The sequence below is a fragment of the Acetobacter aceti NBRC 14818 genome (assembly GCF_000193495.2).
Taxonomy (GTDB): domain Bacteria; phylum Pseudomonadota; class Alphaproteobacteria; order Acetobacterales; family Acetobacteraceae; genus Acetobacter; species Acetobacter aceti.
In genome coordinates this window covers 2,994,154-3,008,006 of record NZ_AP023410.1, presented here as the reverse complement: position 1 = coordinate 3,008,006, position 13,853 = coordinate 2,994,154, and the positions used below count along the sequence as shown (strand labels likewise).

Genomic DNA, 13,853 nt, shown 5'->3' with positions numbered 1-13,853 from the left:
GCATCGCCGTGCCGATCAGAAGAGTAATTTCAGCCCCGTTTCGGGCCTGCTGAAAGTTATCCCCCATATCCTCGCTATTCCGACCATTATCCCCCCCTTATCCTCAGCCTGCCCCGCTTCCGCCCGCCTCTTGCGGAACGATAAGCTTCCGGCATGAACGCTCATCATTTCTGGAACGGTGTCGAAATGCGCACCGTCATGGCCTCCGCCGACCCTGATGCTCCGGCACGCGCCATTACGCTGCCCGCCGACTGGGATGACGACGCCGCCTCCGCACTTGCGGAAATCGTTACCGGAATCGGTGCGGTTTCCCTGCCGCGAGAATCCGCTCGCTGGATCGACTCCTTTACATCCGGTGCGCCGCAACCGGATGGACAGAGCGCTGCGCCATCACGCGGGGAGATCATCAGCGGACGCTCGCTCGCATGGCTCCTGATCCTGAGGCAGGCCGCGCCGACGCTTGCCGTCTGGCATGGCGCTTCCGACAGACGGCCGGGATTTGTCCTCAACCTCGCCGCCTTTGTCCTGCCGGGCGAAGACTTTGCCGCCGAGACGTTTGTGGCGGCGCTTCGCCTGCTGTGCCTCGTTCTGCGCACGGATGCCCGCGTCAAGGCAGCGCGACGGAACGGCGAACTGCCGCTCGACGAGGCGATGCCTTCCGAGCCGCCCCTGTTCGATCTGCCAGTCGCCTCACAGACAACAGCATCTGCCTCGGCAGAAGCCGACATGACAGGCAACCTGCTTCCGGATGCACCGCTTCCGATTGTGGGTGAAATCCTTCTGACCAATCTGGACGCCTGCCTCGCCGCGCTTGGACTGGACTATGACAGTGATGATGGACGTGACGCTGCGTGTTCGATCGTCGCACTGACGACACTTGTTTCCCGTGAGGGCACGGGTTGCGATCACCTTCCCCTCATGCCGCACCGCCATGTCCTGCCGGGCCTGTCTGCTGCAATCCGGGATGCCTGGTCGCGGGCCGCTGTGGATACTGAAGCACCGGAAGCCCGCATTGAAACCGGCTTTTCCTCACCCGGTCCTGTCGATGCGCTGCTCGGTTGCGAAGCCTGTGGTCTCGCCCCCATCTTTTCCCCGCTTGGACCTGATGGACAGCTTGCCGCAAGCACGCTCAATCGACTGGCTGCACGGGGCCTGTCGGTGGAAACGGCTCTCGCCGCCTCCCTCGCAGGTGAAAGTCCGCTGCTTCTGCCGACGACCGACGCACATATGCGGATGTATCGCGCCCTCGCCGGGTTTGTGGATCGCGTTCCGGCCCGTCCTGACCCGACGATGGCGCCGCCGCCCCGTATCCTGCCACGCGGCACGTTGCAGCCACTCCCCGAACGTCATACCGGCATCGCCCAGAAGGCCTCGGTCGGTGGCCATCGCTTCTTCCTGCGAACGGCCGAATATGAAGACGGCACGCTTGGCGAGATTGCCCTGACACCGGCCCGCGAAAGCGCGATGGTGCGTGGTCTGATGGAAAGCTTCAGTCAGGCCGTAAGCATCGGTCTGCAATATGGCGCGCCGCTGGAGGATTTCGTCGAGCGGTTCGCCTATTCTTCATTCGGTCCCGCAGGCACCGTCGAGGGCGATCCGGTCACATCCTACGCCACGTCGATTCTGGATTACGCTTTCCGCGCCTTGTCCAATCTGTATCTTCAACAGCGTCTGCCCGACGCACCGCACGAGGATGACAATCAGGGTAATTCACCGCTTCTGCCGTTCGACTTCAAAAGCGGAGAGACACCCAAACCTTCAGCGCCGGGTGGAAGGCGCGGATTGCGACTGGTCAGCTAAAGGCCAGTTCACAGCAGTTCATTGGTGAAGAGGATTCACGTCGCTTCCGAAGCGGATTGAGATGTATTCACAGGCCTGAACCAGAAAATGGGGGCGCGAGGAACTTTCCCCTGCGTCTCAGGGCAGCCTTGCGAAGCATCTGGCAAACCTCCTGACGCTGTTTCGCAATTATTGGTGGCAGATCCTTCGCTGACATACAGGCCGCGAAGGATCTGACGCCAGCGTCTTGGGAGGATGACGGCCGGTTGAAGGTAAACCGATCAAGACTTCCTGTGTCTCTTTGTAAGTGTCCGGCGCAAAGCCTTTAAAAACTCTTCAAAGCAGCTTCACCAGATACTGTCCTCTGCTTCATAACTCGTCACCAGAAGAATGCAGTCTACAGCAGCACTTCTTCCCCACCATCATCAGTCGTATCGAGACTTCGCAACTGCCGGGCCACAACCCGTGTGCGCTGCCGTGCGTCCTCGATTGTCGAGCTCATCGACTGGGCATTGCGCGAAAGTTTTTCGAGTACACCGTCCATTTTCAGCATTTCCTGACGTGTCGCACCAAGCAGTCGAGCAATGGTGTCCGTGCGTTCTTCAAGAGAAAGCGTGACATAGCCAAGATGAATGGTGCGCAGGAGCGCAGGCATCAATGACGGCCCCATGATCAGAACACGGTATGTACGACCGATCTCGTCAATCAGTCCTGGCGCCCGGGCCACTTCCGCATAAAGACCATCTGTCGGCAGATAAAGCACGGCGAACTCCACCGTTTCGGGCGGCACAATGTATTTGGAAGCAATCTTGCGCGCTTCCATCTTCACCGTATTTTCCAGAGCCCGTCGGGAGCCGCGTTCCGCATCCTTGTCATCCTGCGCAACGGCGTCGAGCAGTCGCTCGTAGGCTTCTGTCGGAAATTTGCTGTCTATGGCGAGCACTGGCGGATTCGATCCCCGCACAGGCATACGCACGACAAACTCGACGACCTCACGCCCCTGCCCAAGACGACGGTTGGCCTCGAAGGTACCCGGAGGAAGCACATCCTCCAGAATGGCACGCAGTTGCGCCTCACCCCACCCACCGCGTGTTTTGACATTGCCAAAGAGACGCTTGAGATCGCCAATCTGCGCTGTCATTGCAGACACTTCGCCCATCGCTTTCTGCATGGCCGAGAACTGCTCCAGCACCCGTTGGAAGGACGTCTGCATCTGACGCTCAACCGCTGCGTGCAGCTGCTCCGTGACAGCACCACGGATGGCGTTCAACTGAAGCGCGCTGGCTTCCGCCATTTCCCTCAGCGCCTCGGACTGCATCGCCCGGGCCTCCGCCTGATCCTTGCCGAGCGCACCGGACAGATGCGCTACGCGTTCCATCAGTTCAGCCCGCATCTGCTCGACACGACCGATCAGCGCCCGTTCGGTTTCCGCCAGTCTGATCCGCTGCTGTTCCGCTTCGGCATGACGCACCCCAGCTTCTCTTTCCACCAGCACGTAAAGCCGCGCCAACAGATCGCTGTCACTCTCCCCACCGGAAGTTGAACGGTAACGCAGAACTATGAACAGTAGAAAGGCGATTATCAGACAGGCGCACACCAGCAGCCCAATCCACAGACCGGTTTCAGGGGAGCCCGCAGACGTTGGAATCATGACTCACAGTGCTTTCTGAACGATCGAACGCCTTCCCTCTAACAAATCAGAACAAAACAAGAAAGTGCTACTGGATTTGGCGCAAAGCCTTTGTCCTGTTATCGAAACCATTCCATCCACCGCCTTGCTGCTGTGACAGGACCAACAACAACAAGAATTCTCCTGCACGGGATCACTCAAAGAACCATGATAATGACAGAAACCTCTTCTCCATCCCCTCGGCGGCAACTCTGGAAAAGCCTGTATGTGCAGGTTCTGGTGGCCGTGGTGGCCGGTGTCCTGCTTGGCTACTTTGATCCCGGACTGGGGGCCGCCCTGCGACCGCTGGGCGACGGCTTCATCAAGCTGGTAAAAATGGTGATTGCGCCGGTCATCTTTCTGACCGTCTCAACAGGCATTGCCGGAATGGGCAATCTTGGAAAGGCGGGACGGATTGGCGCAAAGGCCATGACCTACTTCCTGTTCTTCTCAACCCTTGCGCTGATTGTGGGCATGGTGGTCGCCAACATTGTCCAGCCCGGCGCCTCGATGCATGTGGACGTACGCTCCCTCGATGCCGCCAGCGTCGGCACTTATGTCGAACGGGCGAAAGAACATTCCTTCTCCGACTTCCTGCTTCAGATCATCCCGACAACAACCGCCAGCGCCTTCACCTCCGGCGAAATCCTTCAGGTTCTGTTCGTCGCCATCGTGTTCGGCATCAGCCTGTCGCAGATGGGACCGCGTGGTGAACCGGTTCTCAAACTGTTCAAACAACTGACCGAGCTTGTCTTCGGCGTGGTTCGTATTGTCATGCTGGCGGCCCCTATCGGCGCTTTCGGCGCCATGGCGTTCACCATCGGCAAGTTTGGCATTGGTTCCGTCATCAGCCTGATCTGGCTGGTAGCGACATTCTACTTTACCTCGATCCTGTTCATTCTTCTGGTTCTGGGAATTGTCACTCGCCTGTGCGGTTTTTCGATCATCAAGCTGCTTCGCTATCTGCGCGAGGAACTGCTGATCGTACTGGGAACGAGTTCTTCGGAATCTGCTCTCCCCACTCTGATGTCCAAGCTGGAAGCTGCAGGTTGCGACCGCCCTATCGTCGGACTGGTCGTGCCGATGGGCTATTCCTTCAACCTTGACGGTACCAACATCTACATGACGATTGCCGCTCTGTTCGTGGCGCAGGCAACGGATGTGCATCTTTCTCTGGGAGAACAGCTGGCCCTTCTGCTTGTCGCCATGGTCAGTTCCAAGGGTGCGGCTGGCGTTACAGGCGCAGGTTTCGTTACTCTGGCCGCGACCCTATCCGTCGTGCCGTCCATTCCGGTCGCGGGCATGGCGCTGATCCTCGGCGTGGACAAGTTCATGTCCGAGTGCCGTTCCCTGACCAATATTGTCGGCAATGCTGTCGCAACCATTGTGGTGGCGCGTTGGGAAGGCGCGCTGGACATGGACAAATTGCAGGACGCCCTGGCAGGAAGGCTTCCCCCGCCGGAAGCACTAGCTTTGGACAATGCCGCAGCCGATCATGATGAAATACCGGACGAAGGAGTCCACAGTTTTCATTAAGGCAGGAGAGCGTCCTGATCTGTTTATGAAGCGTTGCTCCTGATCAGCTAGCGCTATTCCTTCCTGTTCTCAGGGAAGGAATAGGCGGCCTGTTAGTGTGGGCTCATACCAAGGACAACGACTCTCATGTCGTGATGAAGGCAGGCCAAGCAGATCAGGATGTAAAAACGATCGCCTTGTTTCCATTCAGGATCGTCCGCATCTCAATGTGATAGCGCACGGCCCGGGACAGAACACGGCGCTCGATATCACGTCCCTTGCGGATCAGATCTTCCGGGCTGTCAGCGTGCGAGATGCGCTCCACGTCCTGTTCAATAATCGGACCTTCATCAAGATCGCTGGTTACATAATGTGCGGTCGCACCAATCAGTTTTACGCCCCGGTTCCATGCCTGATGATAGGGTCGCGCCCCCTTGAACCCCGGCAGGAACGAGTGATGGATGTTAATGCAGCGTCCCGAGAAGGCGGCCGCCATGTCATTGGACAGGATCTGCATATAGCGCGCCAGCACGACGAGCTCCGTCTGGCTGTCCTGAACGAGCGAGAGAATGCGGGCTTCCTGCTCGGTCTTCGTGTCTTTCGTGATCGGCAGGTAATGAAAGGGGATGCCGTAGAAATCGACATCCCGGTAGATCTCTTCAGGATGGTTGGCGATGATCCCGACAGGATCAATCTGAAGCTCACCAATCCGCCAGCGATACAGAAGGTCCACAAGACAATGGTCGAATTTCGACACAAGGATCATGACCTTGGGACGATAGGACTGACAGTTCAGGCGATATTTCATCCCGAACCGATTTGTGACCGTCTCGATAGCCTCGCGAACTTCGGCTTCTGAGTGACCGCTTTTCCTCACGTCGAACATGATGCGCATGAAAAAACTGCCACTGCCCGTGTCATCAAACTGCTGCGCTTCAGTGATATTCGCCCCAGCTTCAAACAGGGTCTGACTCAGAGCGGCCACGATACCCGGCTGATCCGGACAGCTCAGCGTCAGAATGTAGCCTTTGCCGTCAGGAGAGAGCGTCGTCATACACACAAGTCCATTTCTGAAGAAAAACCATTGAGCATAACAGGAAAACTTCCAGTCGGCCCACTGCCTGCCTTGGGAAGCCAATAGGGAAAGCCAGCATTTCCTCCACATGGCTCATAAAAGGCGGAGCATATCCTGCCAATATTAAGACGGTCTGATGGGTGCGGGACGGTGACGAATACAGCCTAGCGCCGATCGTCTCTGCATACCGTCCGGGTTATGCTCCCGCTGCTCGGAGTCCGCCCTGGGTACCATTTGCCGACTCGAAATGTCCTTCAAGCGTTCATTAGCGCTCAACCCGCTTTATAACTTCATTCTTCAGGCGTGAGCTGCCGTCCGGCATCTGTGTTGTTTATCTTCTTCCCCTCAGAACACTCTCCATTACGCCGGACGATACCTTCTTCGCTTCGTTTTCCCGACGTATGGAAGAACATTTCCAGCGCACAGGCTTTCCCAGCAGAGCATATAGGGCGTTCAAAGACTGCTCCGATCCGGATTAGCTTCTGATTGATGACGCATGAGGGGAAAACAGAGTTTTGGCCCCTGGGGTTGATTTTACATCTTATCAAAACATTGCTGAAGTGGGGTGCATTTACACTTAGCTTGACTCTTCAGACCTGCTACAGATTCGGCTTTTCCTGTTCCGTCTTCCAAAAGAAGATGAGCTCCTCACGGGCAAGCCACCACACACGCATCTTCGACAAGAGCCCATCACGTCATTGCGCTATCGAATATACGAGAGATTTTCGCAATCAAAGTTGTCCCAAACAAAAGACAGCCCTTCCCCTAATCCTTAGGTCTGTTATTTATTCAAAATATGGATAAATGTGATAATTATATCACATATATAACTTTCCTGATGACCACACGATTTCTCGATGTGACGAAACATAAATATACGTGCAGCGTATGTGTTAGCTGCCATGCAAGAGCAGCATGGGTTTAGACGGCGTCAGGCTGCAAAAAGAATGAAAAACAAACATCGCATCGCCCCCTCTGGAAAACTGCCCCGTTCCCTGATCGGCCAGCTGGTCTTTCCGACTGTACTGGCTGGACTTCCCGGCATACTGCCAATTTCCGCCATGGCGGAGACGGCGCCAAACGCCAACGTGAATCACCACGCGCAGATTCCCGAGGAATATCGCAGCGCTCCCAAAGCCACGCCCCCACGGGGCAACAAACCGAACCCCTGGAGCAACAGCCTTCTACCGCCTCTGGAATCGCGTCCGGAGAACTATGCCCAGCCGCAGACCCTGATGCTGACAAAACAGCAGTCAAACCCGGCCCTGCTGCATCAGGGGCCCTGGGGGATCTTCAACTCCAACACCGGTGCAGCCTCAGGCTGGGGCACTGTGGGCTACTACGCGATCGCCCGCTGGGCGGAAGACTGGTCCAATCTGCGGGACAAGAAGAACCGCATCGACGTCATGGACCCGCTGAAATACATCCCACTGAATGATAGCGGATCGATCTATCTGTCTTTCAGCGGCAACTTCCGTCAGCACAATTTCTACGATCAGCGGGCAGGTTTCGGACAGACCAAGAAAGATCCGGCCTATCGCAACAACTTCCGCTGGAACGTCGGTGCGGACCTGCATCTTGGCGAACACGTCCGTCTGTATGGCGAACTGCTGAGCGGTCAGGCCGGCGGCACGAACTATTACGGCTATGCCAATGGCCGCTGGCGCAGCAAGCTCGACGCCCAGCAGGCTTTCGTCGAGGTCAAGGGTCATCTTCTCAACGCCAACATGGGCGTGATGGTCGGCCGCATGACCTTTCTTGACGCGCCGCCCTACTTCACCGCCGGATCGGTCTATCCATCGGTTCCGTTTTCCTGGAATGGCGTGCGCGTCTATTCTTTCTGGAAGAACTTCCGTGCGGACCTGTTCGACCTGACGTTGACAAACTGGACGCAGAAGAATGTGCCGTTCAGCGATCAGGTCGGTTACAAGACACGGCTTTTCGGAGCCTACACGTCATACGCCGTACCGTCCTTCACGTTCCTCGGCAAGAAAAGCCAGATCTTTGTCGATACCTATTATTTCGGCTTTATCATGGCTTCAGCGCCAATAGCCCAGCAGACCGGCACGATGGCCGGCTCTACGCACCGTGATAATCCCGGCATGCGTATCTGGGGCAATGCTGGTCCTCTGGAATTCTCCGCCGGCGGCGCTTGGCAGGGAGGCTCTTTCAACGCCGCCAACAACGGGCCGTCCCGCCCTGTCAGTGCGTATTCCTTCAATGCGCAGGCATCATGGCGTTTCGCCAAATGGTGGGGTCGTCCGGCCATCGGCATTCAGGCGGACGATATCTCCGGCGGCAATTACAACAAGAGCAAGACAAGCTCATGGGGCAGCTACATGTCGCCCTTCGTGCCGTCAGCCTACTACCTCGACATCAGCACGTATCTGGGCAACCAGAACCTGATTGATGTCGGCCCCATTCTCACAATGTCACCCACACCGAACACAACCCTGCTGGCGAAAGTGCCGGTCGTCTGGCGCAACAGCACCAATGACGCAATTTACGCGAGCGGAACGGCGGCTTACGGCCTGCGCCCGCACGGCGGTTATACGGCCACCCTCCCGCAGGCCAGCTTCACCTGGCGAGCAACCCGCCACGTCACGTTCAGCATCGACGGCGAATACATTTTTGCGGGCAAGGCGATGATCAAGGCTGGCGCTTCGTCCGGTGCCTATGTGCAGAGCAACCTTGAACTAACGTTCTGATCGTGTATCGAACCCGCAGCCTGCGTCACAGCGCAGGCTGCTCACCCAGAGTTGCTGGAGGGACATCTTTATGAATTCCCCGATTCCGGCCAGTTGAACCACACTCTTGTGTCGCTTTTTTCCGGAATACAGGCCGCAATGACATCATCCCCCTCCGACCAGATGACCAACCTCCAGCGTCTGCGCGGCATCTTTTCCGGCTCGGCAGGCAATCTGCTCGAATATTTCGACTGGTATGTCTATTCGGCCTTTGCACTCTATTTCGCGCATGCCTTCTTCCCCGGCCATGACCACACCGCCGAACTGCTGAACACGGCCGCCGTCTTCGCCGTCGGCTTCCTGATGCGTCCCGTCGGCGGATGGCTGATGGGCGTCGTCGCCGATCAATATGGACGCAAACGCGCCCTCACCCTGTCAGTCGGCGCGATGTGTATCGGCTCTCTGGCCATCGCCCTCTGCCCGACCTATGCCCAGATCGGGCTTGCTGCTCCCATCATCCTCGTTCTGGCGCGTCTGGTGCAGGGCCTGAGTCTGGGAGGAGAATACGGCGCTTCGGCAACCTACATCGCAGAGGTCTCACAGCCTGAGCATCGTGGCTTCTGGTCCGGGTTTCTCTACGTCACGCTGATCATGGGGCAGCTGGGCGCAATGGCTGTGCTCCTGCTCATGCAATATCTGTTTTTGACACCGGAGCAGATCAACGCATGGGGCTGGCGTATCCCGTTCCTGCTTGGCGCTGCGGGTGCCGTTCTGATCTTCTGGCTGCGTCGGAACATGGAGGAAAGCACGGCCTTCAAGAAATCTGAGCAGGCGCATGAAGGGGGCGGGCTGAAAGTCCTGCTCCGTCACAAGCGCGCCGTGCTGACGGTTGTGGGTCTGACGCTTGGAGGCACGGTCGCGTTCTACACCTACACCATCTACATGCAAAAGTTCCTCGCCAACTCGCTGGGCTTCGGCAAGGACGAGGCGACGCTGATCTCCTCCGCCTCGCTGCTGGTGTTTGCCGTGGCTCAGCCGCTGTTTGGCGCAGTATCGGATCGCGTCGGTCGCAAACCTCTGCTGATTGCGTTTGGTGTTCTTGGAACGCTCTGCACCGTTCCTCTGATGACCCTGCTGGCTGACACCCATTCCAAGCTCGGGGCCTTCGCCCTGATCACTGTCGCCCTGCTGATGGCGTCGGGCTACACCTCGATTAACGCCATTGTGAAAGCCGAACTGTTTCCAACCCGTATCCGCGCACTGGGTGTTGCGTTCCCTTATGCCGTGACCGTTTCCGTCTTCGGTGGTACAGCGGAATATATCGCGCTCTGGTGCCGACATGCGGGTCATGAAAGCTGGTTTGCGTGGTATGTCTCGGCCTGCGCCTGCTGCACGCTGATCACGGCGCTGACGCTTCCGGCGCGAGGCTCAACCCTGCCGGACAATGGAAGCTGAGCAGGCAGATAGGGCTTTGGGGCAATGGGTCAGTTTAAAATTTCGCGCTTCTTGTAAGGATCGTGCTTTCTTGGTGCAGCTTCAGCTTGCTCGATCAGCATTGCAATATCTTCAATCTCCCATAGCCGATCCGCGACACCAGCGGCCATCGCAGGTGTAATGCTTGACACCTTATGTATCCGGACGAAGTTGTAATACATCATGTGCAGCGCGACCGCATGCGCGTGGTTTTCGACCCTTTTGCTGAAAGTGTTGGTCAGGCGAGTGAATTGGTGCATGTGCATCCGCATGGCCAGATTCTGCCGTTCCACGTAACTGGCCGAAACGTAGGCTGCATCGGACTTGCCTGCGATGGCACGCTTACGGATGCCATTACATTCAGGCGGACTGTAGCATTTGTCGGTGCTATTGCCGTCTACAGAGCCATAGAGTTTCATGAGCTGCACATAGTCCATATCTGCACAGAAAGCGTCTTCAGCAGCCTCTAAATAAGCGCTCTGCCCATTGATGGTAAGCTGGATACTGTTAGAAACGCGCGCGGCCAGATCGTCCATAAACCACATGGCGTATTCGGCATCACGACCGCCAACAAGATAGGACAAGATCATCTTGCTGTCGGCATCGATTGCGATCCATGTCCATGTATCGCCAGCGCCTTCTGGCGTACCTTTGGCAACCGCGACGTTCTTTTGTTTGGCGTAGGTGAACGACCAGATTTCATCGACTTGCACACAGGCCGCCTTCACATTGCGCACGCTGGTGTCATGGTAAGCTGCACAAATCCTACCTGCATCAATCAGCAGCTTGGCGACAGTGTTCTTACTTGCGCCGGTTAGCTGCGTGATGGCGCGGATACTTATACCTTCGCACAAAAGATGCAGGATGCGAGAGCGTTCTTTGATGGTCAACTTATTCATGCGTTTTCAACGTGACCTATTCGATATTTAGTCAAGCATAAAGGGTCAGTTTGACTATTGGCGCAAGTTCTGCTTGTGAACGCACGCGCCGTTTGATAAGGATAGAGTAATGATGGATCATGCCACGCCAGGCCAACTGATCGTGGAGCTGCTTGATGAACGAGGCTGGACTAAGCGTGCGCTGGCAATTGTGCTGGAAAAAGACGAAAGCACCATCAACAAGATCATTGCGGGAAAAGGGACAGTGACTCCCGAAACTGCCTTGGCGCTGGAAGATATTTTTGGCATTGATGCAGATAGGTTCCTTGAGCTTCAGCGCAAATACGATCTTGCCGTAGCGCGTATCTCTGCAAAGCCAGACCGAACCCGCGCCACTCGCGCAGCCCTGTTTGGTGACTTACCAGTTGGAGAAATGGTCAAACGCGGCTGGATCACAATCGACAATCCGCAAAATACAAAGGCAGTTGAGGCAGAATTAGTTCGATTCTTCGGCGTTGCCTCATCAGATCAGATCGAAATTCTTCCACATGCTGCCAAGAAGACCGAGGTAAACGGCAACCCAACACCGGCGCAGATGGCTTGGCTCTATCGAGTGAAGTCTATCGCGGAAGAATTAATGGTACCAAATTACTCTCAGGCAAACTTGGAAAAAGCGCTGCCTAAACTACACGCTTTGACTGGATCGCCCGAAGAGGTGCGTCATGTTCCTCGCATCCTAGCGGAATGCGGTGTTCGCCTCGTGATTGTTCAGTCATTGGCTACAGCTAAAATCGACGGCGTCTGTTTCTGGCTTGATGACACCTCGCCCGTCATCGGCCTGACGATCCGATTTGATCGCATTGATAACTTCTGGTTCGTGCTGCGTCACGAGATTGAGCATGTACGGCTAGGCCACGGTAAGGCCGCCATGATTCTTGATGCAGAACTAGAGGGTGAGAAGGCCGGGCAAAGCCCTGATATCCCGGAAGAAGAGCGTTTAGCAAATAGCGCCGCGCAGAACTTTTGCGTTCCAGTAGATAAGCTGGAGAGTTTCGTTGTTCGGAAATCACCGTTCTTCTCGGAGCGAGATTTTCTGGCTTTTGCCAAAATTCTACGCATCCATCCTGGTATCCTGGCAGGACAACTTCAACGCAGGACGGGCCGATATGATCGGTTCCGACAGCACCTCGCAAACATTCGGAGTAACCTTGGCTCTGGCGTGGCAATCGATGGGTGGGGCGATGTTTACCCCCTTGGTGAATAGGGTCATTTGAATGTCGAAGATCGCAGAGCGTCAGAAATTCATCCGGCATTGGATGGAAGTCACCGGCGAGTCCGAGGTTGATATGCTTTCCGTAGCAAGGATGGCCAAATCTATGGGCTGGAAAGCGCCCGCGCCAATCACAGAAGAGGAACGACTGGCCAAACAGTTCCGTGATGCAGCTCGGCAAGATATCCGTCGTGACCGAAATACTGGTCGCCCTTATCGTGGCTACCATGCCGTTCCACGGTATTCAGCGAACGGTCAGCTTTCGTTCTCATACATGGATATCGATGATCCTAAGGCTAAACCGGACAGCTTTCGCAAAGCCTGTGTGATGCGGCGGGAGCAAACTATCGGCGACGTTCTGCAATTGCGCCTAGACCAGCATCATTGGAACGATCAGCGACCGCCAGAACAACATGTCGAACTCCTCCCGGCCGACATGGAATTCGACGTTGAACTTCGCCTTGCCGGGATGGATGACGAAGACGACGCTGCTTAGCTCTTTTTCTTCCAACGCGCCTGAGCGGCGATGCTAGCGATTTCCGACCGCTGCTGCGGGGTGAGGGACTTGGCGCGTGCAGGACCTCCCACAGTCCCTGCCTTTGCTGCGCGCACCTCATTAGCAGTAAGCTTGATATGATCGTCGTCACCGGTCGCAAGATCAATCATCAGCTTAGCTAGTTGGCTCGGATCACGCGGGCGCTTGAGCTTCTCAGTCATGCATCCAATATAGCCATGATCGGCTAAGGGTGCAGATTATATTTCAAACTGACCCACACCCGTTTTTAAGGCACTAAAACCGTAGAGCGGAGACATAAGTCGAGAACGGCTCGCATTTGGCTTCCTTCCACGATTACTTCATGGTGTACTACCTCGATCTTCCCTCGCAGGAGTCCTCCCATGAACAAACACGCCCATATCGCGCTTGAGTCGCTTCTGTCCCGCTCCTCCACGGATGCCCTGACCAAGCCCGCCCCCAAGGGTGAGGAACTGGAGACCATCCTTTCAGCCGTCATGCGCGCGCCCGATCACGGCAAACTGCGCCCTTGGCGGCTGGTCGTGGTCAAGGGCGACGCCCGCGTCAAACTTGCGGAAAAGATTGTCGAGAGCATGAAGCGGCTCCATGCGGACCCGGACCCGAAGAAGCTGGAGAAGCGCTACAAGCGTTTTTCCACCATGCCGATGACCATCGTTCTGGGCATGCATCTACGTCCTGATGACAAGATTCCCCTGCTTGAACAGGAACTCGCTGTCGGCGCTGCGGGCATGAATCTTCTGAATGCCCTCCATGCCGCCGGGTATGGTGCGGTGTGGGTCTCCGGCGATGTCGCCTATGATCCGGTGCTGGCGGAAGAACTGGGCTTCCCTGCCCCTCATGCGCTGGCGGGTTTCTTCTTTGTCGGCACGCCGGAGAAGAAGGATCATGAAACGAAACGTCGCCCTGTCGCACCTTACGTGGCCGAGTGGACCGGCGAACCGGTTTCCTTCGACGCCGACAAGGATTAAGAAC

11 protein-coding genes are annotated in these 13,853 nt (G+C 56.4%); 7 read left to right on the top strand and 4 right to left on the bottom strand.

What is annotated here, in order from left to right:
* The first annotated feature begins 153 nt into the window (after nucleotides 1-153).
* Entirely contained in the window at nucleotides 154-1,800 is a 1,647-nt protein-coding gene (locus EMQ_RS13825; protein ID WP_010666905.1) for a TSCPD domain-containing protein, read from the top strand.
* Between the two features lie 376 nt (nucleotides 1,801-2,176).
* Here the strand turns inward: EMQ_RS13825 and EMQ_RS13820 are convergent, their stop codons facing one another.
* Nucleotides 2,177-3,430, bottom strand: coding sequence for a DNA recombination protein RmuC (locus tag EMQ_RS13820; protein ID WP_010666904.1), 1,254 nt, complete (start codon nucleotides 3,428-3,430; stop codon nucleotides 2,177-2,179).
* A gap of 192 nt (nucleotides 3,431-3,622) precedes the next feature.
* Between EMQ_RS13820 and dctA the strand changes: the two genes are divergently transcribed.
* Nucleotides 3,623-4,984 carry a C4-dicarboxylate transporter DctA gene (dctA, locus tag EMQ_RS13815; RefSeq protein ID WP_010666903.1) on the top strand — a complete coding sequence of 454 codons (1,362 nt, stop codon included), beginning with the start codon at nucleotides 3,623-3,625 and terminating at the stop codon, nucleotides 4,982-4,984.
* 154 nt (nucleotides 4,985-5,138) lie between these two features.
* On the opposite strand, the gene purU is transcribed toward dctA, so the two are convergent.
* Nucleotides 5,139-6,017 (bottom strand): formyltetrahydrofolate deformylase, encoded by an 879-nt coding sequence (gene purU / locus EMQ_RS13810; RefSeq protein ID WP_018307832.1) that lies wholly within the window; start codon nucleotides 6,015-6,017, stop codon nucleotides 5,139-5,141.
* 968 nt (nucleotides 6,018-6,985) lie between these two features.
* Here purU and EMQ_RS13805 point away from each other — a divergent pair.
* Both EMQ_RS13805 and EMQ_RS13800 read left to right on the top strand, forming a co-directional pair.
* Complete coding sequence (locus EMQ_RS13805; RefSeq protein ID WP_018307833.1) at nucleotides 6,986-8,746, top strand: alginate export family protein; 1,761 nt, start codon at nucleotides 6,986-6,988, stop codon at nucleotides 8,744-8,746.
* Nucleotides 8,747-8,908: 162 nt separating this feature from the next.
* Nucleotides 8,909-10,180 carry an MFS transporter gene (locus tag EMQ_RS13800; RefSeq protein WP_031941428.1) on the top strand — a complete coding sequence of 424 codons (1,272 nt, stop codon included), beginning with the start codon at nucleotides 8,909-8,911 and terminating at the stop codon, nucleotides 10,178-10,180.
* Between the two features lie 29 nt (nucleotides 10,181-10,209).
* Here the strand turns inward: EMQ_RS13800 and EMQ_RS13795 are convergent, their stop codons facing one another.
* Nucleotides 10,210-11,097 carry an IS1 family transposase gene (locus EMQ_RS13795; RefSeq protein ID WP_010666151.1) on the bottom strand — a complete coding sequence of 296 codons (888 nt, stop codon included), beginning with the start codon at nucleotides 11,095-11,097 and terminating at the stop codon, nucleotides 10,210-10,212.
* A gap of 109 nt (nucleotides 11,098-11,206) precedes the next feature.
* Between EMQ_RS13795 and EMQ_RS13790 the strand changes: the two genes are divergently transcribed.
* Together EMQ_RS13790 and EMQ_RS13785 are read left to right on the top strand one after the other, a co-directional pair.
* A complete protein-coding gene (locus EMQ_RS13790) occupies nucleotides 11,207-12,340 on the top strand; it encodes a HigA family addiction module antitoxin (RefSeq protein ID WP_010666150.1) in 1,134 nt (377 codons plus the stop codon).
* Nucleotides 12,341-12,350: 10 nt separating this feature from the next.
* Nucleotides 12,351-12,842, top strand: coding sequence for a hypothetical protein (locus tag EMQ_RS13785; protein WP_026200003.1), 492 nt, complete (start codon nucleotides 12,351-12,353; stop codon nucleotides 12,840-12,842).
* Here EMQ_RS13785 and EMQ_RS13780 read toward each other — a convergent pair.
* Nucleotides 12,839-13,063, bottom strand: coding sequence for a hypothetical protein (locus tag EMQ_RS13780; RefSeq protein WP_010668452.1), 225 nt, complete (start codon nucleotides 13,061-13,063; stop codon nucleotides 12,839-12,841). The two genes, EMQ_RS13785 and EMQ_RS13780, sit on opposite strands and share 4 nt — an antisense overlap.
* Before the next feature lie 180 nt (nucleotides 13,064-13,243).
* Here EMQ_RS13780 and EMQ_RS13775 point away from each other — a divergent pair, with 180 nt between their 5' ends.
* On the top strand, nucleotides 13,244-13,849 hold the full coding sequence (locus tag EMQ_RS13775; protein ID WP_010668453.1) for a nitroreductase family protein: 606 nt from the start codon (nucleotides 13,244-13,246) through the stop codon (nucleotides 13,847-13,849).
* The last annotated feature ends 4 nt before the right edge of the window (nucleotides 13,850-13,853 follow it).